The following is a 22,778-nucleotide window of genomic DNA, read 5'->3' as shown; positions in this document are numbered from 1 at the left end:
GCCACTTTTACAGTTTGTTCATAACTGAACAAACTGTAAAAGCAAATTTGGGGACACCCCAATCCCCGAAATATTTACAGGAGATAAAAATGGAGAACAGAAAGAGACCTTTACGAATGATTATTCGTGTAGATGAAAAGGAAAAAGAAATCATTCTCTCAAGAATGAAAGAGGCAAAGCAAAAAGACTTTTCTACATTTGCTCGGCGGATGCTGCTGAATGGACTAATCATTACGCCGAATTGGGAAGAGCTAAAAGAAATTCATAGACAACTCTCTGGTGTCAGTAACAACGTGAATCAGGTTGCGCGAATTGCCAACAGTACACGTAGCGTTTACAAATCTGATGTTGACGAGTTGACACGTCAAGTTGCAGAGATTCGTTCGATGATGTTTGATTTAGTTGAATTGATGGGGAAAATTGAGAATGGCGGAAAGTAAATATGGGTGTTTCTAAAATTCATCCGATTCGCTTTACACTTTCAAAGGCATTGAATTATATTATGAATCCGGCAAAAACAGAAGATGGAAAATTATTGTCAGCTTTTCAATGTACACCAGATGCAGGCATGGCAGAAACTGAATTTAGGATGACTGCACGACTTGCTGAAAAAATGAACAGAGAAAAGACAAAGTTTTCCCATTCAGAAAAGAAAAATATTTTAGCGTATCATATGATTCAATCGTTCGATATGGATGATAACCTAACCCCGGAGCAGGTGCATGAAATTGGAAAAGAGTGGGCAGACGAAGTTTTAGGTGGAAAGTTTGAGTATGTGATTGCGACTCATACAGATACAAACAATCTACATAATCATATTATTTTCAATGCGGTTTCTATTGAAGATTTAAGTAAGTGGCATGTATGGAATGATGCAAAGCTGTTACGAGATAAAAATGACTTGGTTCGGCGTAGACATGGATTGAATATCACGCAGGCAAGACAAAATGAACGATCAAAAAATCCGAAATATCATCAGTCGTTCCGACAGCAGATCAGGAAAAGCATTAATGAATGCATCAGAAAATCTGAAGACTTTGAACAGTTCAAGCAACACTTGGCAGAGCATGGCGTTGAAATGAAAGAAGGAAAATATCTGTCATTTCGTGTGAAAGGGCAGCAGCGTTTTACACGAGATAGATCATTGGGTGATAAATTTTCACGTGTGGCGATTGAAAAACGAATTGAAAAACAACATGCATATCGAAATCGTGTTGCAAAGATGGCTCGATCTACGAAACTGGCGGCAACGAAAGAATTGGCAAATACGTTGTTACTCATGCGGAGTGAAAGTATTCAGCAGTTTTCTGATTTTGATGCGCGGATGGAATCGCTGCAACAAGATATTTTGGATTGTCGATCTACGATGAGTAGATTAAAAGGAAAAGTGCATCAGCATAAACAAGCCGTACAGTTGATTCGTTTGTATAACGAACTCAAACCGATAGCAGATCAATCCGAAAATAAATCTAAAGCGGGATTTCAAAAAAGACGGTTTGATAAGCAGCACGAAAAAGAATTACAGACTTTTGAAACTGTGAATGCAAAGTTGAAACAGTTGGGATTGCGAACAGATATTTCAGATGAAAAATTAAAGCATGTGCTGGAAAACAAAGAGGATGAGGTGATGCAGTTAGAAGTGCTTATTGACCAGATTGCGAAACGTGCTGCGGAATTGGCAAAGGCAAAAGATGTTGTTGCACGAATTGAAAAGGGAGAACAATTTGTATTTGCAAGAGACTTTTCCAAGTACGAGCAGAGCATAACGCAGGAAGAAAAGAAACAGCAGCGAAGAAAGGAAGAACGAGAGCTGTGAGAAGGATTTTAACAGTAATACAGATTATTTCTGTCATTGTCCTTGTCGGTGCGTATGGAGCTTTTGCATACATGCACTGGCAAGAAGATAAGAGTATACAAACGTATCAAGAATGCAGAACATTATATAAAGTGGATGCGATGGACAATAAGATAGAAAATCAAACGACAGAAGATAATAACACAGGACAGGATTCAAGAAAAAACGCGGAAATTGATTTTCATGCTCTGCATGAAAAAAATAAAGATGTGATTGGCTGGATTACGATTCCGGGAACTAATATTGATTATCCGGTTGTACAGGGGAGCAATAATACACATTATTTAAAGTACGCGTACAATCGCAAACGCAGCTGGATGGGAAGTATTTTTATAGATTATCGGAATGAATCAGATTTTTCGGATTTCAATACTGTAATTTATGGGCACGAGTTGTCAACAAAAAAGACAATGTTCAGTCAGTTGAATAAGTATCTATCAAAAACATTTTGGGAAAAGCATAAGGAAATTGTAATTGATACGGATGATGAAGAGCAGCATACATATACCGTTTTTTCCGTTTATGTATCTCCGGCGAAGAGTATAGCGTTTAACCCCGACATTGAAGAAGATATATTCCCGGCGTTTTTGCAGAGCATCAAGGATGCTGCACGATATGACACAGAGATTGAACCGAACGCAGATAATAAAATTGTGACATTGGTTTGCTGCTATGAAAAGAATTTCTCAAAACGAGTTGTTGTACATGCCATGCAAATATCTTAGGAGAGGTGAAAGAAATGCATGAGAGAACAGCTGAAACAAATATTTTACAAAAGGCAGTTGCATTGATTGTATTACCGATACCGGCAGCATTGTTGTTATTGTTTACTGCCGGAAGTTTTATACTGATGATTGCATCTAGCTTATGTGCGATTATGGCATCTATATTGGTATTGTCAATTATTATGCTGCTTGTTACTCATGCAGCCATTACTGTGCAAACTATACTTTGTGGACTTGGTGCTGTCATATTGTTAATGTCTTTTTCGGTTGGGATACTATTTGGAAAAGATGCAATAGAATTTTTGCTGATGCAGACAGTGCAGCGTCTGATGCGTGTAATAGGAGGAGACAAGTGATGAAGAAAAAGTTTTGCGGAATGGCATGGATATTGGTATTGATGTTGGCGTTTACTGGATGTGGGCAGCGGATGGTTGAACAGACTTGGTATAGTGATCGAGATGATCTGAGCACTCTGACGCTGAAAGACGGAAAATATACAGACAGCGGTTGGTTGACAACAGGAGAATATACAATTCAAGGAGATACCATCACATTAACCAGCACGGTGGATGGAACGCATGAGCTGAAAATTCAGAAGGATAAGGAGGGAAAAACTGTTTTATTCTTTGATAATGGAGAACATTCGCATACATACTATGCAGACGCTGGGCGGGCAAAATTTGCGAAAGAAAATCGGGAAGCAGCACAAGAAGCAGCTGATACACTACAAAAAGCGGAAGATAAGAAAAAGTTAAAAGAAACTTTACCGGGGTACTGGATTTCAATAGACACGGAGACGTATCCAATCATCTTTGAAGAAAATGGTACGGTTATCAGTTATGAATTTTTTGAAAATACCGATCACAAAAAGCAGCTTCATACATACAAAGTGACAGATGACGGTATTTCTGTGGTAGTTGATGGAGATACAACCGTTACATGCAAGGCAAAGTTACAGAATGACGGTACGTTACAATTTGACGGAGGGCAGAACATAAATGTGACATATAAAAAGGTGACGCAATTAGAGCTATCTAATGACATTTTGAATGGAGAATGGACAAATAAAACGGGAGATTTGAAGCTGGTGTTTAACGCGGATACATTTTATGTGACAAGCCAAGCCTTGATAGGAACGCCTGAACGCACGGATTATGCTATTGTTGGATATGATACAGCGATGGTAAACGGAGAGATCGAATATCTGTTTCTCAGTGAATCTAAGACAAAATATTATCTGATTACAGTTCAGCGTGTCAGCAAAAATTCGGATGCCAAATGCATTACCATGTGGACGAAGAGAAAGTAGGTGATATATATGAAAAAGCGATCAATGCCGATTATTTTTTTCATTCTGGCAGCGATAGCTGCATTTATTTTATCATTGGTTGCGTATCCAAGCCCGCAGCAATCAACCGAAAAAGAGTCCTCTTCTTCGGTTAGTACAGGTAGCAATGATACTGTCCCAAAAGAAAAAGAAGAGAAACACGAGAAAAGAGCGAGGTCGGCAGACAAAAAATATGATGATGGACATATTGTGTTACATGCCGGACAGAAAAGAATAGCGAAAGATCCATATTTGCCGACTGTAGAGAGTACAGATGACCAAAAATATACTTTTCCACGTAATCCGCCGGATGATAGCGTGGCAGAAGAAGTAGCATCATACGCAATATACTTCTTCCCATACGAGACAGATTATATTTGCTCGTATAACCAAGCTGAAATAAATGGAGAAGATATTGAATTTTACGAGTATTATGATAAAGATAATCTAACGCTGCTATGTGTATTGACACGGGATGAGAAAGAAAACTATGCGTTATATGATGTTACGGATAATTCATATACACCCGTGACAATTAGACATTTAGAAGAAAATGAAGTATCATAGGTTACGAAAGGGTGATTCTTATGCATTTAATCAAGAAAATAGCGAGTGCAGCAATCTCTGGCATGATTCTTGCGCTGGGAACGGTTGCACTGGCAGCGAATGTGCATGTAAATACGTTGAGCGGATCAAAACAAATGATTTTAGCTGAAACATCTTCTGATTCTTCCAGTTATGCAACGATTTCAGCATATGAGGAAATCGGAGAAGGAAATTGGGTGCTCAAAAGAAAGACGGCATCGGGAAGAGTCGGTTCTAATGGCATTGTTCCAATTGAATCACGGAAGCAGGGAACAAAAACAACACCGGAAGGCATCATGCGATTGCAAGCGGCGTTTGGACAGACTGACAATCCGGGAACGATATTTCCCTATCATAAGATTACAAACAATATGTACTGGGATTTGAACAGTGGATCAAAAAATTATAATCGCTTGGTTTATTCTAATCCGGGCGGCGATTATGAACAGTTGATTAAATATAAGACATATAAATATATGTTTACGACAGACTATAATACAGAACAGATCAAAGGAAAAGGTGGAGCAATTTTCCTACACTGTAATGGATCAGGAGCAACCAGCGGGTGCGTATCTATGCCGGAAGAAGATATGAAATGGTGTATGACGTGGCTTGATCCGAAAAAGAATCCGTCATTGATTGTGACAACGATACAAGGTAAATATAAGTACTTGATGCCGGAAAAAACATCTGTAACAGCAGCTTATATTCCGGATAGTGGAAATATTATTAGTTGGACAGATGCAGCAGGAGCTGCGCAGTATATAATTCAGAGAGCTGATAAACCAGATGGGACATATGAAACGATACATACAGCTATCGCCGGTGAAAATACATGGACAGATACGAATGGAAATAAGAGTGATTATTACCGAGTTGTGACGAGTAATACCATAGATGGAAAGACTGGATTTACTGTGGTATCTAAGAACGTATCACCGCAGATGCCGTTTAAAGATGTTTCTTATAACGCATATTATTATGATCCTGTAGTTTGGGCAGCAGAATTAGGTGTTACGTCAGGAACATCAGCAACGACATTTTCCCCTGAAAATGGATGCACAAGAGCACAAGCTGTCCAAATGATTTATAATTATGTTGGTAGACCAGATACAGATGATATGGAGATGTCATTTGCAGATGTGCCTTCTGATGCATGGTATGCAGACGCAGTCAATTGGGCATTCAATGTCGGTGTGACCTCCGGCACATCCAGCGCTACATTTTCACCGAATGATACATGCACTCGTGCTCAAATTGTTCAAATGCTTTGGCGTCAGCAAGGTTCCGAAAGAGTAGCAAAGAAGTCCAACTTTACGGATGTATCTGCCGATGATTGGTTTTATGATGCAGTAAATTGGGCTGCTGAACAACACGTGACTTCCGGCACATCAGCGACGACGTTCTCTCCACGGAATATGTGTACGCGCGGACAAATTGTAACATTCCTCTATAAGAACTTTAATAGATAAATACGCGGAAGAATCCCTGCTGTAGATTTAATCGTGATAGATGATTAAATCTGCGACAGGGATTTTGTTATTACTTATGATTTCTTGTTAGAACGCATTTTTGGTTTGATAGTTTTACATAAAATTAGTAGCAGGTTTTTGAATATAATTTACAAAAATTAAGATGATGTTAAAAAAGTGTTGCAAATATGTTAAAATTTCGTGTATTATATATGATGCTTCTGTGAACGAAAGGACTAAAATAATTTATTAAAGAATGGACGGTGTGTTGGTGAATAAAACGATCATAAGGCGCATTGCGCTATTCATGACAATGTTGATTGGATTGGAGTGCCTGCCTGTAGAAGCGTTGGCGGTGGAGAATCAAACCGATGCTTCTACACAGACTCCAGTTCTTGATGTCAATGAAGAAGAGCCTCCGATTGAAGTGGTTGGAGAATTAGAGGATCAACGAAGTGCATATACAAAGTCATTTCGATTAAGTGACGGAACGATTTCTACGGTTGAATATGAATCGGATGTTCATTATAAGGATGAAAATGGGGAATGGCAGCCGATCGATAACAGTCTGACATTTGAAGATGCCCAAGGAAATGTTGGTGCGGAAGCTGAAGCGGCGAGTGCGGCGGAAGAAACAGCACAGAACGCAGAAAGCGCGGTAAATGCACAGCAGGTGCAAGCTCCAAAAGAAGACGCAGAAGCAACTGAAAATACTGAAGAAAATAAAGAACAGAGTACGGGAGCGGTTCTTGAGGATACCTTAAATAATGAATCATCTGTCAATCAAGAACAGGAGTCTACGGATGAGACGCAAACACAGAGCGAATTGACTGAAAACAGTGATGAAAATTCTATAGCAGTTCAGAGCCAATCGACAGATGATGTTGAAGAGACAGATGGTTATAAAACGGGAGCCGGAAAAGTAAATTTCAAATTTGCGAAGAACGCAAACCAAAAGAATCTTGTTCGTATTAAGCAAGGAAATTATAAACTTTCTATATCGTTACAGAAGAAGAATAAAAATAAGGCTGTGGAAATTGAAAATACAGAGTCTATTACAGCCGAAAACAGTGATGCAGACGATCTGGCAGCTCAGATGTCAGCTAAAAATATTTCATCGTCTGTTATTTATAAAAACATTCAAGACGGTATTGATCTGCAATACGTGACAAGTGGCAGTAACTTAAAAGAAAATATTATTGTAAATCAGACGAGAGATGAATATCAGTTCTCTTTCGAGATTAAGGCACAGAACCTTGCGATTAAACAAGAAAACAATACGATTGTATTGTATGATTCAGCAACAAATAAAAAAATCTATGAAATGCCTGCAATGTATATGGTTGATGCAGACGGAGAACAATCGGATGCCATTACATATACCTTAACACAGAAGAACAAAAAGAAATACACACTTACTATTACTGCGGATGCAGCTTGGATTAACGCAAATGAGCGTGAACTGCCAGTTGTAATTGATCCATCCTTAGATGCCAGCAATACTGGTTCTGGTATGGAAAAGACTGAAATTTTCAACTATTATGCAGCTCAAGGCGGCAGCGTTTATCATAACGGGTACGGATTTTTAGGATATGATAGTTCTGGAGACCATTTATATAGACATATTGTTCAGTTTAAAAGCCTACCTTCGCTTCCAAGAGGCAGCGTTGTTGCGGAAGCAAAGATGTACTATGCTCAGATGGGTTATAGCACAACTGGGCAAAGTTCGTTATGCATTGCAGCTAAAGAAATTCCATCTACTGATAAACAATGGGGTAAGACACAAACATGGTCAAATCTCCCTGCAATCAGTAATACAGTTTCAGACTATCAGAATTTGTCAAAAGATACTACTGGAAAATATGTGGGATGGGACATTACAGAACTGGTAAAGAAACGATATAAGGCAAACGACAACAATTACAGCAGCTTTGCGCTTGTCAATTACGATGAAAGCACATTGAATAACAAAAAATGTGCGAAAGTAACAATTGACCAGAGTAATACGAACGGAAAGTTTAAGGATGGTCATCCAATTCTTCAAATTACATATCGTGATACACGAGGAATAGAAGACTATTATACCAATACATCCCAGTCTGTTGGTCAGGCAGGAACGGCATACATTGGTGACTATAATAATCAGTTGACACTGATAAAAAATGATCTGTCCAATAACGGCTCAGCTATGGATTTTGTGTTGTCTCATGTATATAATTCTGAAACAGCTTATGCGAATTTCACCACGGATGCCAATATGCATACCAAACGGTATACGAATATGAATATTGGCAGTGGATGGCGTTTAAGTATTCAGGAAACTGTAGTTCCGTTTACGATTGGCAGCAAAAAATATTATATCTATAGTGACGGTGATGGTACTGAGCATTACTTTTACTATAACGAAAATGACAAAAAATATGTGGATGAAGATGGACTGAATCTGACTCTATCTTTTTGGACTGCATCAGCAACTGGATATGAGTATATTACGATGCAGGATAAGAAGGGCAATCAAAAAGTATTTATCAACGGATACTTAGCAAAGATTCAGGATTCTCACCAAAATAAGATTTTCCTTGAGTACAACAAAAACACATATAGCAGTAGCACAACGGCGTGGTCTCCTCGACCAGAGACTTCAACAAGTAAACCGGAAAACCGTGTAACTGGCATTGTTCAAGTCAACAATGGTTCTGGAATAACCAGAATTGCTACGCTTTCGTATGATGCGGACAATTACTTGCAGAGCATAACAGATCGCGCAGGAAGAGAAACAAAGTTTACCTATGCAGCTGCTTCTGCAACAAGCGCAAAACTTCTAACGCAGATCAAGCATCCGGATGGAACAACTGCTGATTACAAATATCAATCTGGTGGATATTTGACAGATGCATATGATAATGAAGGAAAAAATGGTGTTCAGTATAGTTATTATGGATGGGCTGTGCGTGGCATTCTGTATGTGACGGAATATAGCAAAGACAGTAAGGATAACGTTATTACTGGAGCTAAAATGTCTATTGGTTACGGCGATACCCATCGGAAAAAGTTCCGAGACTATGGTGCAGATGCAACCGCAAATACCGATGATGACATTATTTCTTATACAACGTTTGATAATGCAGGACGCACGGTCAATACAATCTCACTGGACAAAACAGAAACCAAGCTATATGGCGCGGACAGTTCGGCATACACAACGAATGATACGTCCAGTAAGGGTAATAGCAAAAGTAACAACCGAGTCAATGCAGATGTCGCTATTGGACAACAGGCAATGAACCTTCTGGTAAACCAGAGTGGTGAAAAGGGCAAAGATGGTTCGGCAGAAGACTGGTCAGAAACACATAAAGGAAGTAATGTATCTTGTGCTGTGCGCTCAGATTCGGATCATGCGCGGACTGGTGCACGCTTGTTCCACATTTGGATGGGCGACAGCAGCGATTCGTCCGAAGAAAGAGTCGGAAGCTATAGCCAAAAAATACAGCTGAAGGGCAATACGACCTATACATTTTCAGGATATGTCAGTACCACCGAGTTGGCAAAAGCAGGAGATGTATATGCGAAGATTGTAAGCCCAAGCGGACAGGAGATTGCTAAGAGCAAAAGCATTGATTATAGAACACCGGCAGAAATCGAAGATGGATGGGAACGACTCGGCGTTACCTTTACAACTTCTTCGGCTGGCGCATACAGCTGTGGTATCTATGTAGAAAACGCGCAGGGCTTAACTCGACTGGATGATTTTCAGTTAGAAGAAGCTGATGCTTGCTCGTCTTACAACATGGTAGAAGACGGCAGCATGGAACATGACTGGACATGGAATGCTGATTCAAATTCGGGAATTAAAAAGTTGGATCAGACGAACGTTCATGATGGTTCCTACGCAACAAAACTTAATGGTTCTCCATCTGGAACACAACTGTTTTGGCAGGAGATTCCGGTATATCAGTCTTCGGATAATACCTATGTGCTGTCTGGATGGGCAAAGGCGAACAGTGTACCAGACGTTAGTTCTACCAGTAATACAACGCGCTTTTTTGGATTTTATGCAACCGTTAAGTATACAGACGGAACAGACGATGTTTATTTATTCTCGTTTAACCCGGATATTACCGACTGGCAATATCTAAGCGGAATTATTGCTCCGAAGTCTCCAAATAAGATTATCAAGAGCATTTATGTGCATGGTCTGTACAACAAGAACGCAAATGCAGCGTGGTTCGATGGCATTGCACTGAAGAAGGAACCGGCGCAGACCTATACCTATGATAAAGAGGGCAATCTGGTTGCAGTAAATCAAAAGGGAACGACTCCGCTGAACAGTGTGTATGTAGGCGGAACTGCTGATTTACAGTCCGAAACGGACGGAAATGGCACATACACCTATGAGCACAATTCTACAACACATGACGTAACAAGCGTTACAAATGACAATGTAAAGCTCTCTTTGGGATATGATCCGAAGGGCAATACCACAGGAACAACTCTGGTAAATACCAAACCGGATTCTACGGAAGATTCCGCCAACAAAGCAATTACTAGCACGGCAAGCTATTCTGCTGATGGTAATTATTTGAAGAGCCAGACAGATTCCAGTGGAATTACCACCGAGTATACCAACGATGAAATAAAGGGACTGGTGTCAACCTCTGAGACAGGCGGCACAACAACTCATTACACATACGAAGATAAAACAGATCGACAAAGCTTTATCTACATCGGGGGCAAGTTGGCTGTTCAATATCTATATGAAAACGGAAATTTAAAGGCAATTCAACGTGGCAGTTATGAATCTGATACGGACAGTGAGACAAATTCTTCGCCGCATATTCAACAGACTTATAACTATACTTACGATTCGTTTGGAAATAAAACAAGTGTAAGTGTTGGAAATCGAGAACTGGCACGGTACGAGTATGCGCCGAACAACGGCAACTTGATTAAGACAACCTATGCGAATGGCAATACGGTTGAATTGGTCTACGATGTGTTTGACAGAGTTGTAGAGGAAAAGTATAATGGAACTGTCAAGTACCGATATGTATACAACGGCGAAGGTGATTTGGCAAAGAAGATCGAGGTGCAGCGCAGCGGACTGAGCGAAAAAGAAGTCAATGTAGTCAACTATGAATACGACAGTTTGGATCGACTGATTCACAGCTCAGAAGAACGTATAGAAGACGGCAAGACAACCGAAGTGCAGCGCAGCGAGCACATCTACGATGGAGAAAACCGGATCACCAAGCAGAGCTGGTCTGTTGGCGGAGAAGCTGGACGGTCAGAAAATTATACGTACAGCACAACGGATGGTACGCTTCAAAGCATGAAGACGGCGAATGGAGAAACCATTTCCTTTGGCTATGATGCGCTGAAGCGACTGAAAAACATCAAGAGCAAGCATGGTAGTGGTACTGACTTTATCACGCAGACATATACGTATCATGACAGAGCTGGACAAACGGATGGAAAGCAACTGACAACCAATCAGATTGCCAACATTGCCTATACCGGCATTGCAAATCCTTTTGATCTGTCCTATGAGTATGATGCCATTGGCAATGTATCGAAGGTTTCACAGGGATCGACTGAAATTGCTGAATATCAGTATGACAAACTGAATCAGTTGATTTCAGAGAAGCTGCCGCAGCAGCATTTGGAATACACGTATACATATGATACGTCTGGTAATATTCGAGAGATCAAAACGACCAATACGCAGACGAAGAAAACCACAACGGATACATATGCTTATGAAGATTCCGACTGGAAAGACCTGCTGACAGGCTACAATGGACAGAAGCTCACGTATGATGCCGTAGGCAATCCGCTGACCTATAATAATGGTACAGCATGGAAATTCACGTGGGAAAATGCACATGATTTGGCAACTGCCAAGGGTGATGGCAAGTCTATCTCGTATCATTATGATATGGATGGCGTGCGTGACAGCAAAACAGTTGATGGTGTCAAGCATGAGTATATCACGCAGGGCGGCAACGTTACTTTAGAACGCTGGAATGATGGCGAAGAGAAAAGCCTTGAATTCGTCTATGATAATGGCGGCGCACCATATAGTGTGATTTATTCCCATGGCAATGAGAAGGATACCTATTACTATATCCTGAACCAGCAGGGCGATGTTATCTGCATTGTTGATACTTCCGGCAAGACTGTTTCGGAATATACTTATAACGGCTGGGGCGAAATTCTCAATGTTTCCAATGCAAAAGATTCTGAAATCGGCACACTGAATCCAATTCGCTATCGCGGTTATTATTATGACTCTGAACTGAACATGTATTATCTCCAGAGCCGGTACTACGATCCGGTGATGAAGAGAATGATTGCATCAGATGATGAGAGTTTGACAGATGGTTCAACATTGATTAATAATAACCTGTTTGCTTATTGCGACAATAATCCTGTAAATCGTGCGGATACTGAGGGGGAACTCTGGAATGTTGTTGCAGGTGCTATTGTGGGAGCTAGTATTAATGCTGGAATTGAATTCATTGGAGAAAAAATCGCTGGCGAAGAGGTAAGCGTTAAAAACATAGCTGTAGCTGCGGCAACTGGGGCTGTAGAGGGAGGATTGGCAGTTGCATCTTATAAATGGCCAAGTGCAGCAACATTTGAAAAAATTTACTCTGGAATATCTCAAGTAGACAGTGTTCGGCAGGAAGTAAAATATCAAATAGAAGTGCGTGCCTCAAGAGGAGAAACATCTAGAAAAGATAAAGTAAAGGCTTGTGCGACAGCAGCGGCGAATATAGCATACTCAAAAGCTGTAGATCATTTTACTCCAAAGCGAACCAAGGTGACCGCTGCGGCTGGAAAGGCTGCAAAGAAACCTAGAACAGGATCTAAAATACAGAATAAAGTGATCCGCACCGCTTTGAAAAAGACTAAATGTTTCAAAGACAAGTTTGTGGGAGCAATAAAAAAAGAAATAAAGGAAACATTAACTCAAAGATTGTTTAAATTCCACTTTAAAGGAGCGAAATGGTTTTATAGAAAGATAAGAGATCGGGAAAGGAATTCAAATAAAAAGCGATGACAATTGGATCATATATTCAAACAATATTTTGTTATCTTATTCCGGCGTTCTTTCTCTGGATATCTAGGGATATGATTGTTGATGCCAATTTTGGAGAAAAGCCTGCGGAACGACAGGGAGATTACAGCCTTTTTCGCATGAAAGGAACGAAGAGGTTCATTTATGATTATAGAGTATGTTATCATGTTCTTTTGCTGATTCGGAATATCTGTCGAATATTTTTTGCAGGGTGGATGCTGAATGCTTTGCTGTTATCCCGTATCTATGAAGATACATATGTATTTCGACGGATAATGGATATTGGACAGGGAGTTTCCGGATTTATCGGCATAGATGTTGCATTGATTTCTTTCTACATTGTTGATTCAGAAACAACGCGAACAATGAAGAAAGAATATGATGAAGAACAATACCGAAAAGAGTATATGCGTGCCAAAGATGCATTTAAAAAAACAAATCGTCCGAGAAGAAAAAGAGCACTGTTATATCAGATGGAGCAAAGTATTGCATTGCTGATAGATTATAATGCGCGGATGATAGAAAATGGAAAACTTGGGCGAGCAGATGAACTAGATCAATTGTTTCCACAACTAGAGCTTATTGAACGACAGTTTTTGAGGCTGGGAAATATAAAATCAAAGTATGAAATTCGATGGTATACACAGTGCTTATGGTGCTGCGTTACACTTCCTAAGCAGCGATTTGAAGAGGCAAAACAATATCAGCGCATAGATGCCTCTAGGTGTTGGGACGAAATGACAAATGAGCTTGCGGCTGTAGGTGAAGAATTATATGATTCTCTCATTGCAGCAACAGATGTAGGATATGTGTCTTTACCACAACGAGAGAATATGTATAAAGCATATCACTTATACGTACAAATGATGCAGGAACTGCAGGAGCTATTTCCGCAGGAAACGCAGAAAACAGATTATGAGTTGTTTAAAAAAGATGAGGAAATGTATGCGGATATGTTAAAAGACCGCGAAGAAAATCTCTGGAATCAAGAGAATGATACAAAGGAGTAAACAACAGTGGAAACTAAGAAGAATGCAACTGCGGCATTAGTCGTAGCAATTATCGGACTGATTTTATCTTTACTGTTTGCTTTAGGCGGATTGGTATTGAGCATTATCGGTATTGTTCTGGCTGCAAAGGCAAAGGCACAGCAGTGGAGCAAGGCAAATGCCGCGCTGGTGATTTCTATCATCGGTTTGGTGCTTGCGGTACTTAATATGGTGGTTGGTGCTATTTTGGCAGCAGCTTAACAAAAACAGAGAGATAAAAATGATATAACGGAAAAGAGAAGCAGCTGCGTGGGGCAGTTGCTTCTTTCTGTCTGCGCCGAAAAATTATTCTTCCGGTGCACCATATTGATAGATGATTTCCTGAAAGTCTGCATCCGTCATGACATTCAGTGTTTGCAGAACATTTTTTACGTCTGCAAGGATATATGGATCTTGGATAACAGACAAGTTTTGCTGAATACGAAGAATCGTATTGGCACGGGAATAATCCGGTTCCGCATACATATAAATAATATCTTGTTCAGATATTGGAAGCAGTGCATTCGAGTTCATTATAATTCTCCTTTTCGGGTGCGATAGAGTGTTCCGCGTTATACTTTTTTGCTGTATCTTTGGCAGCAGCAATGCGCTCGTTGAGAGACAATGGTTTGATGCGTTCTGGCTCTTTCTGTTGGACTTGCAAATGATCTATCTCCGAAGAAATTTGTTCAATCAGGTCATTGGCTGCGGTTTGAATAGTCTGTAGACTGTTTTGCAGCTCTTTCAGCTCATAACCGCTGCTCCAAGATGCAATGTATGGAAAAGTATAGTCAGAAGAGTCGATATTGAGAAAGTTACAAACAATAAAAGCAATGCTTTCAGCCTGTACCTCACAGCTTTGGCGGTCCAATTTTTGTTCCGGCGGTAGATTGAGTTGCGGAGCATGAACGACTGCATGTGCCATTTCGTGGATGATGGTCTTTATGGTTTGTTCCTGCGGCATATTTTCTCGGATAACAATTTGCTGCTCTGAAAAAGAGCAATAACCGTGACAATTTGCAGAGTAGCCAGAAAGATCATCAAAGAGAATAGGATAGGGCGAGACAGTGCGGAGAGCGGTCAATAATTGCGTGTATTGACGTACACTGCCGGATAGCTCTGTAGCTAATTTAGGAAGCGGCTCGCCGTCAGTCTGGCTGACATCGTAGACATAAACAGGGCGGTAATAGGGAATGATGTGCTCTATTTCTTCGGTGATAGGCTTACCGGATGCATCGTAAATAGGCTTACCGTGTTGGTCTGTTTTAGGAACACGTTCTTTAAATTTATGCGGCATATAGCCTAAAATCTGGATGCCTTTTTCGCCCTTTTTTACATGCCGATGAAAATTCTTCTGCCATGCATGAAAACCAGCAACATGAGTGGCATCGGGCTTTTGCATAGAAATTAAAATGCAGTTGCGGACGGAATACCGGTGGAATTTGGACATAGTGCGGAGAAAATTCTGATAATTTTCACTGGTGAACACTTCTTTGCTTCCGGTTTCAATGCGTTTTAATAACTCCTGCACTTTTTCAAGATGTTTTTCTTTACTTGCCATGATTTCAACCTTTCTAAAAAAAGTAGGGCAGGGAAAACACTTCCCTGCCCTGCAATTGGTTCTACCTGTCAGAAAAGCAATATAATTACTGCTTCTTGAACTTGCGGCGCAGAAGGAATGCAGCGGCAGCAGCACCCATTAGACCAGCACCGATCAGGATGAACAAGGTATTGCCCATACCACCGGTACCCGGCAGCGTAACGCCCTTCGTATTGGTGATACGGAGAGTCTGCACATTGTCATAAGAGCCGATGGTCAGCGGATTGTTTAATTCGTTTCCATCTGCGGAGATTACGAACGTGCCGTCATATTCGCCTGCGGCATTTTGGGTTGCAGAAATAACGATTGTGTAAACAGCATCGGATTCAGCGTAGCCTTCCGGAGCAGTGATTTCCTTGAGGTAGTAAGTGCCTGGCTTCAGTGTGCTGGATGCAATCAGACCGGTCTTGGCATCGGTGGTCAGCTCTTCAATCTTATTCTTGCAATCCTTATCAGAGTACAGACCAAACGTAGCTGACAGTTTGGTATCTGTGTTGTCCTTATCAACCTTTTCAATACCTACAAGAGTAGTGAACGAAGTAACAATGTCACGAATCTTAGAGGTTGTACCGGTGTAGTAGTTATTGGTGTATTCCAGCATAGCACCATTCGGGTTGCCCTGACCGTTATAGTTTTCATCCAGTACGTCCGTGTAGTCTGGGATGGTCAGACCAGCATTCTTATTTACAATTGCCTTTTCGTTCAGTGTAGCGGTAAAATTCACTGTTACTGTGGCACCGGCAGTGAGCTTGCTGTAGTCAAACTTTACGGTAAAACCGCCGTCCTTATTGCTGGATACAGTGTAGTATTCATTTGCCTTCAGAATGGTTTCACCCATTTTTACTGTGATTGTATCCATCTTCACAGTCAGTGCAGCGGACGGATTATCAGTGATTGCATAGGTGACCTTCGATTGGTCGATGTCTGCACCATATGCCGGTACAGTAGACGTGATCTGATAGTCAATATCACTGCCAATCTTGCTGTTGGAGGTATCTACCAAATTTCCGTCTTCTACGATCTTCTTGGTCAAATCCGTCTTGCTGTTTTTCGGTTTTACGGTTACATCGTATACCCAAGCGTTATTGTCGGTGCTTGGAATAGCAGTCAGAATCGGAGAGGTAACCGTGCCCGGAGTAGCTTCATCGGACTTCTGGACAACCATGTAGTAGCCAATCGGCAGGGAAGCGGCGGTCTTGCCGGTGATCGTGTAATCGGCAGCTACCTTGTTATCGAACTTGCCCATCATTGTGTTGAGAAAATTCTGGACAGCATTAGCATCATAGCCGGACAGATCGTTAGCGGTTACTCCACCGAGCATATCTGCGTACTTATCATTAGCTGCATACGTGTATGTACCATTACCGGCAGTGGCAGTATACAGCTGATATACGTCATAATTGCCGTCATCATTGATGGTAAGGGTACCAGTCTTGGCATCGTGATTAAAGCCAGTCATTTTCTGGGTATCTGCTGCGGATGCACACACAGCAGAACCGAGCATGATAGCACCGGTCAGGGCGATTGCGCCGAACCGGCGCAGGAAAGATTTCAGTTTCATAATGAACTCCTTTTCATTTCTTTGCAGATTTTTTGGTTGCGCATTTGAGAAGGGTAGCACCGACTAAAGTAGCACCGGAACCCAGCATGACCGCCATTGGAATGGAGTAATCCATTCCATCAACACCTGTTTTTGGTGACTGTGATTTGGTAATCGTTGGTGTCGTAGTAGGTGTTTTAGACGGAGTTGTTGGATTCGTTGGGGTTTCTGGCTTGCGCGATGACTTTGGCAATGCAGTAACGGAATATGAACCATCTGTTGATGGAATAGAAATCAAGGATGGTGTTGTATCTTCATATTTGTCTGTGCTTTTTGTCTGGACAAGCAGATACAGTCCTTCTTCTACGTTGCTAAATTCTGCTTTGCCATTGGCATCTGTAGATGCTGATCCAACAGCAGAAAGCTGCTTCTCTGTTACTGCGGATGCCAGTTTTGTAATGTCATCGCTGTCTGGTGTTGTAATATTCACATCCAAGTCGGCAAGATCGTCTACGAGCTGAAATGCCAGTGTCAGGTGCTCTTGTCGGGTTGCTATCTTGTAAATATCAAAAGCTGCGCCGGAGATACCGTTTGTTCCGTCCAGATAGGATACCGTGATGGTTCCAGATTGAACTGTTGGTGAAGTATCATCGGTTGAATTACTATCCGAAACAGAAGTGCTGGGCTGATTTGTGGAGTCCTTCGCAGGACTCTCATCAGCCGCAAATGCATATACCGGCGTGATTGCGGCTACCAATGTTAAACAGAGGAACAACGAACGCATGTGATGCTTAAACTTCATTTTTATAACCTCCTTCCTCATTATGATGCATATTTTTTTTGAAAACGATATAAAAGGAAAAGAAATGCCAGAAGACCAACTGCGGACAGAATAAGATGAGCAAAACTGCTTGTGTATACAGGCTGACTTTCAGATTCTTGTGTATCGCTATTGGAATTGGTACGTACACCGCGAACCAGCAACCGATGTGTGTTGATACCATACGGCGTGCAGGTTACCAAAGTGACGTAATCCTGACCAGATACGATTTGCAATGCACTGACATCTTGCGGGTCAACAACAAGAATTTGGTCAACAGTATATGTCAGCGTTTTATTCAGCACATGAATCGTAAACGTATCGCCTTCTGCCAGCTTGTCCAGATTGTTAAACAGCTTTTTTCCGGGAAGTCCGGTATGCCCTGCAATAACAGCATGTGTACCTTTGCCACCGACAGGGAGAGAAGTGCCGTAAATATGACCAGCACCCTTTTCCAACACAGCATCATCTGTGCCGTGATAGATGGGCAGATAAACATGAATGGATGGAATTTCAATATACGCCATAATACCGTGAGACATATTCAGTAAACGATTGTATTGTTCTGAACCAGTGGTAGTTGATGAAAAAGGATCAGAAATTGCAGAGCCTGCTAACGTTTTATTGTATTCAACCGCCTCCTTCCAAGCCTGATCTGATTCTTCATCCGTAAAATTTGATACGGCGGCATTATAGGTGTCAATTTCTGTGTTGCTGGTTTTCTGTGCGATAAGATTACCGATTACTGGGTAGAGTAAAACTAACAAGCCTGCTAGAAATACAATGCCTATTATCCATACGCTTAAATTTTTCTTCATGGTCATCTACTTTTCTATTACATCGGTTTCTTGCGATAGTGAATGATAGCAGCAGCACCTATCAGGCAAGTGCCAATCAAAATGAACAGTGCATTGCCCATGCCGCCGGTCTCTGGAAGAATGATAAGTGATTCGTCCTCGTCTGTCATTGTGACGGATGCCGCTGGATTGCCGCCAATAGTGACTACATTTCCTTTGTTGTAAGCTGTAGCAGTAAAAGTTATGTCTTCTGCGGTCTTATAGCCATTAGGAGCTTCTGTCTCGTGAAGGGTATACGATTTGCCCGTTACAAGACCGCTCACTACATGTGCATCGGTTGTTGTCGTCCATGCGTCAATGACTTTATCGGAATCATCACGAAGAACCAACTTGGCGCCTGCCAAGGCATTGCCATCTTTATCTACCTTTAAGATCGGAATCTTAGCATTGATAAATGCGGTTCCGTTCGTAGAGATGATAGATGTTTCTCCGGATTTTACTGTAGTTGTATAAACGGTAGAATCCAATGTGTATTCATCAGGCGCGGTCGTTTCTTGCACGAAGTATGTACCAACAGGAACATCTGTCAATTCATATTTGCCGGAAGCTGTTTCCTTTAACTCTCCATATGTAGAATCATTGAAATCATAGGTTCCGTTATTATTGCTATCCGAAAAGACAGTAAATATGGCACCAGAGAGCTTATCTCCATCCGGATTTTCCTTTGTCAGCTGAATATTACCGGTATCCGGTTTGGCAGGCGTATTGACAAACACATCACCTTGATTGGATACGGTGCATGTTTCATTTACTTTTACCGTGATAGGATATATGTTTTCGTCCAATGAATATCCTTCTGGTGCTGTGGTTTCCTGAACGAAATATGTGCCGATAGGGACATTGCTTAGGCTGTAAATACCGGTCTGGGATTCTGACAACATGCCGTATGTGGTGTCTACATCGGCATCATATGTGCCGTTTTTATTGGTATCCTGATAAACAGAAAAGATTGCGCCGGATAGCTTATCTCCATCCGGATTTTCTTTGGTCAGCCGGATATTACCAGTAGCAGTTTCCGTCTGAACAGGGAAATACCGCTTGGTTTCATCTACTGGATATGTACCGACAAGCATTTTCTGAGCAGATGCTTTTGCATCGTTAATCAGAATGACGCTCGTTGGTGCATCTGATGGGAGCTTTTTCGTCATGACGATTTTTTCTGAATCAGATAAGGCTTTAGGCGTATAAATTGTCATGTTATTCCCATCATAAGAGAATCCAATATCTGAATTGGAACAAGATGCAGACCAAGACCAACCATTATTGAGTAATTGATTGGTATCCGTTACAGTAGCCTCATAACGCTGATTTTTATCCGACCATGTTAGCGTGACCGGATTACCCCACGCCCATTGATCGCCAGCGAAGGACGGCGATGCAGTGGTGTTCTTGATATTGTTTAAGATGCCGCAATAGGCAGCTTTGACATTGGCATAGTTCTTTTTATTGATGGCATACCAGAATCGCTGGCGAATATCGAACGAATTATCATTCAAATATTTCCGAAGTGCATCCTGCTGTTCCTTTTCTGTAGATGCATACTGAGCGATAAAAGAACCATTTAATCCGGCGGTTGGATGATCGCCGTCTGCTGAGGTTCGATAACCGAGGGCATATTCCCAGATAATCCACTGCGTTGCAACATACAGAGCGTCTGTATCGTCAATGCCGTAATTAAAGTTTGGATAACCATAAATGGATGTATAGGCAACGCCGGAAATCTGTTCATTGCTCAGACCTGCTGCTGATAATGTCGCAAAGAAGGATGAATTTTCCGTCAAATGAACACCAGTTGACATCGTTTTATGGAATTCCAGACAATATGCAGGCAGACCGGCATATGCACCTTGCGATACACTGGCAACAGTTTCTGCACGATAACCTAGTTTATCTGATTCACCGGAAATGTATTGATACGAAGATTTATATGATTTGACAACATCGGTTGCAGCAAATGCTGGAACCATGCAGCTTAAAACCATGACGGCAGAGAGAATGCCGCCGAAGGCTCGTTTTAAAAATTTCATCGGATAGACCTCCTAAATGCTCTGCATTTAATCATTTCCTGTATAAGAATATGCAGAGACATTGTACATAAACGTAATGATCTCAGCACGAGTACAAGCATTGTCCGGGGAGAATGTCGTTGCAGATGTGCCAGCAGTGATATGATTTTTAGCAGCCCAGTTTACTGCGTTGGCATACCAAGCATCAGAGGATACATCCGTAAAGTTGGACGTTTCATCTACAATCGGTACACCAAACAGTCTCCAGAGCATCTGAACGATCTGAGCGCGAGTGCATGTATCATTCGGAGAGAAAGTAGTATCAGATGTACCAGAGGTTACACCGACATTGAATGCCCAATTGACTGCGTCTGCATACCATGCATCAGAGGATACATCCGTAAACGGCATTTCCATATCATCCGTGTCAGGGTTATCGACATATCCGTAAATCATCTGGACAGCCTGCGCTCTCGTGCAGATGTCTTTCGGAGCGAATGTCGTTTGCGTTACACCATGGATAACACCAGTGTTATAGCCCCAGATCACAGGAGAGTAATACCAGTCGGTGTTATAGACATCCGTAAATGGCGCATCTCCGAGAGCAGCAGCGCTGTTTTCAGCACCCTTTTCCTTCAGGTTATATGCTTTTACGATACCCTGTGCATCAGCAACGCCCAAAGCCTTTAATTTGGCATCAGAAGACAAATAGTTGGTGTAGTCATGCTTGCTGGTGAGCACAGCATTTTCAACGATCATGCTTGGAATATTGGCTTTGGTGCCGTTACGCAAAATACTGTAATAATCCGCAGTCGATCCATCCGGATACTTGGTCGATCCTTCACGTTGGAGATAACCGCGATTTTTCAATCCGAGGGAAACCAAATTGTTATGAATCTGCGTTGCAGATTTTTTGGCTTCGGTCAAAAGGTTGGGGCGATATGTGGATTGAATGGGCAGCAACATAAGCGTTCCATTTACTGACGAGCTATCTGAAGCATCATTATGCATACTGACAATCAGATTGGAATGTCTATCAGCGGCATATTGCACACGATCTGAGAGGGCAACATATGTATCTGTAGAACGGGTCATGTAAACAGTCACACCGTCATACTTTTCCAACTCCTCTTTGCACGCCTGTGCAATCTTCAGATTCAGATCTTTTTCATTTACCGTCTTTCCATTGTACTTAGCTGTTGCACCGGAATCCTTACCGCCATGACCGGGATCAATAGTAACGATCAGATTGCCGTTGGAAGCGGCGTTTTTGGAATAAGAAGATGTTGCAGTCGTGTCAAAGTCCAGCGTGACATCCTCTTCTCCTTCGATACCTTCTGCTGCAAAAGCTGGAAGCATACTGCTTGCTGTGATACAAAACGCGGACAGCAAGCACAAAAGTTTCTTTTTCTTCATGTGAAGACTCCTTCCTTAAAATAAATTGGAATATGTGGTTTGTAGTTTATTTAAACACTCAGATGAGTGGAGTTTTATAGATGATCCGGAAAAAGAAGTTCCGGAAGAGATTGTGATTGAACGTTTCAATCAAAGAGAAGAAAAAAGAATTAAAGCTTAAATGGCTTAATTTTTTTGCGACCAAAGCAAGAAATATGTTCGGCATCGACATACCAAATTTCAAAATATCCGGTTTGTGGTTGAGGGCAATTGTTTTTTATGAATGCATAAAGATAGCCTACATTTTTATCTGTTTCAGGATCAGTTAAAAAATTAAATTCACACAAATGGTATCCAGTCAAATCAAAGTTTTGCTTTTCAATAAATTGAATGGTACGTTTGTACGCTTTTAGTACGGCAGAGAAACTTTCTTCACCCAAGTCTGTCTGTTGGAGAAAAGTTATATCTTGAATTGTGTTGTACATAT

The 22,778-nt window shown here is 41.3% G+C and carries 18 protein-coding genes; 10 read left to right on the top strand and 8 right to left on the bottom strand.

Annotation, left to right across the window (positions count from 1 at the left end; genetic code table 11):
- The first annotated feature begins 89 nt into the window (after positions 1–89).
- The 10 genes from ACR0P9_RS00200 (at position 90) to ACR0P9_RS00155 (ending at position 14,295) form a co-directional block, all read left to right on the top strand.
- Complete coding sequence (locus ACR0P9_RS00200) at positions 90–440, top strand: plasmid mobilization protein (protein ID WP_432616842.1); 351 nt, start codon at positions 90–92, stop codon at positions 438–440.
- A 2-nt stretch (positions 441–442) separates the two neighbouring features.
- Positions 443–1,816 carry a relaxase/mobilization nuclease domain-containing protein gene (locus ACR0P9_RS00195; protein ID WP_432616841.1) on the top strand — a complete coding sequence of 458 codons (1,374 nt, stop codon included), beginning with the start codon at positions 443–445 and terminating at the stop codon, positions 1,814–1,816.
- Positions 1,813–2,580 (top strand): class B sortase, encoded by a 768-nt coding sequence (gene srtB, locus ACR0P9_RS00190; protein ID WP_432616840.1) that lies wholly within the window; start codon positions 1,813–1,815, stop codon positions 2,578–2,580. Before ACR0P9_RS00195 ends, srtB begins: the two co-directional genes overlap by 4 nt.
- Positions 2,581–2,594: 14 nt before the next feature.
- On the top strand, positions 2,595–2,936 hold the full coding sequence (locus ACR0P9_RS00185) for a hypothetical protein (RefSeq protein ID WP_432616839.1): 342 nt from the start codon (positions 2,595–2,597) through the stop codon (positions 2,934–2,936).
- Positions 2,933–3,889, top strand: a complete 957-nt coding sequence (locus tag ACR0P9_RS00180; protein ID WP_432616838.1) for a hypothetical protein — start codon at positions 2,933–2,935, stop codon at positions 3,887–3,889. The genes ACR0P9_RS00185 and ACR0P9_RS00180 overlap by 4 nt, the downstream gene beginning before the upstream one ends.
- Positions 3,890–3,898: 9 nt before the next feature.
- Positions 3,899–4,474 carry a hypothetical protein gene (locus ACR0P9_RS00175; RefSeq protein WP_432616837.1) on the top strand — a complete coding sequence of 192 codons (576 nt, stop codon included), beginning with the start codon at positions 3,899–3,901 and terminating at the stop codon, positions 4,472–4,474.
- 20 nt (positions 4,475–4,494) lie between these two features.
- Positions 4,495–5,964: an S-layer homology domain-containing protein gene (locus ACR0P9_RS00170; protein ID WP_432616836.1), complete on the top strand. Its 1,470-nt coding sequence runs from the start codon at positions 4,495–4,497 to the stop codon at positions 5,962–5,964.
- A gap of 271 nt (positions 5,965–6,235) precedes the next feature.
- Positions 6,236–13,027, top strand: a complete 6,792-nt coding sequence (locus tag ACR0P9_RS00165) for an RHS repeat-associated core domain-containing protein (RefSeq protein WP_432616835.1) — start codon at positions 6,236–6,238, stop codon at positions 13,025–13,027.
- Positions 13,028–13,098: 71 nt separating this feature from the next.
- A complete protein-coding gene (locus tag ACR0P9_RS00160; RefSeq protein WP_432616834.1) occupies positions 13,099–14,055 on the top strand; it encodes a hypothetical protein in 957 nt (318 codons plus the stop codon).
- A gap of 6 nt (positions 14,056–14,061) precedes the next feature.
- Entirely contained in the window at positions 14,062–14,295 is a 234-nt protein-coding gene (locus ACR0P9_RS00155; RefSeq protein ID WP_216469040.1) for a hypothetical protein, read from the top strand.
- A gap of 84 nt (positions 14,296–14,379) precedes the next feature.
- Here the strand turns inward: ACR0P9_RS00155 and ACR0P9_RS00150 are convergent, their stop codons facing one another.
- The 8 genes from ACR0P9_RS00150 to ACR0P9_RS00115 all read right to left on the bottom strand — a co-directional run bounded on the left by ACR0P9_RS00150 (position 14,380) and on the right by ACR0P9_RS00115 (position 22,776).
- The gene (locus ACR0P9_RS00150; protein WP_432616833.1) at positions 14,380–14,607 is read right to left on the bottom strand and encodes a hypothetical protein; all 228 of its coding nucleotides are present in this window, start codon (positions 14,605–14,607) and stop codon (positions 14,380–14,382) included.
- Entirely contained in the window at positions 14,576–15,634 is a 1,059-nt protein-coding gene (locus ACR0P9_RS00145; RefSeq protein ID WP_432616832.1) for an ArdC-like ssDNA-binding domain-containing protein, read from the bottom strand. Before ACR0P9_RS00145 ends, ACR0P9_RS00150 begins: the two co-directional genes overlap by 32 nt.
- A gap of 85 nt (positions 15,635–15,719) precedes the next feature.
- Positions 15,720–17,234, bottom strand: a complete 1,515-nt coding sequence (locus tag ACR0P9_RS00140) for a SpaH/EbpB family LPXTG-anchored major pilin (RefSeq protein WP_432616831.1) — start codon at positions 17,232–17,234, stop codon at positions 15,720–15,722.
- A 13-nt stretch (positions 17,235–17,247) separates the two neighbouring features.
- Positions 17,248–18,015 carry a SpaA isopeptide-forming pilin-related protein gene (locus ACR0P9_RS00135; protein WP_432616830.1) on the bottom strand — a complete coding sequence of 256 codons (768 nt, stop codon included), beginning with the start codon at positions 18,013–18,015 and terminating at the stop codon, positions 17,248–17,250.
- 20 nt (positions 18,016–18,035) lie between these two features.
- Complete coding sequence (locus tag ACR0P9_RS00130; RefSeq protein WP_432616829.1) at positions 18,036–18,851, bottom strand: class C sortase; 816 nt, start codon at positions 18,849–18,851, stop codon at positions 18,036–18,038.
- 17 nt (positions 18,852–18,868) lie between these two features.
- Positions 18,869–20,917: a SpaA isopeptide-forming pilin-related protein gene (locus ACR0P9_RS00125; RefSeq protein ID WP_432616828.1), complete on the bottom strand. Its 2,049-nt coding sequence runs from the start codon at positions 20,915–20,917 to the stop codon at positions 18,869–18,871.
- A gap of 27 nt (positions 20,918–20,944) precedes the next feature.
- Positions 20,945–22,312, bottom strand: coding sequence for an S-layer homology domain-containing protein (locus ACR0P9_RS00120; RefSeq protein ID WP_432616827.1), 1,368 nt, complete (start codon positions 22,310–22,312; stop codon positions 20,945–20,947).
- Positions 22,313–22,461: 149 nt separating this feature from the next.
- Positions 22,462–22,776, bottom strand: coding sequence for a hypothetical protein (locus tag ACR0P9_RS00115; RefSeq protein WP_432616826.1), 315 nt, complete (start codon positions 22,774–22,776; stop codon positions 22,462–22,464).
- Positions 22,777–22,778 lie beyond the last annotated feature (2 nt).

This window comes from Butyricicoccus sp. (genome assembly GCF_050872565.1).
In the GTDB taxonomy this organism is placed as follows: Bacteria; Bacillota; Clostridia; order Oscillospirales; family Butyricicoccaceae; genus Butyricicoccus_A.
The sequence above is the reverse complement of the archived record's forward strand: the minus strand, read 5'-3'. Positions and strand labels throughout refer to the sequence as shown.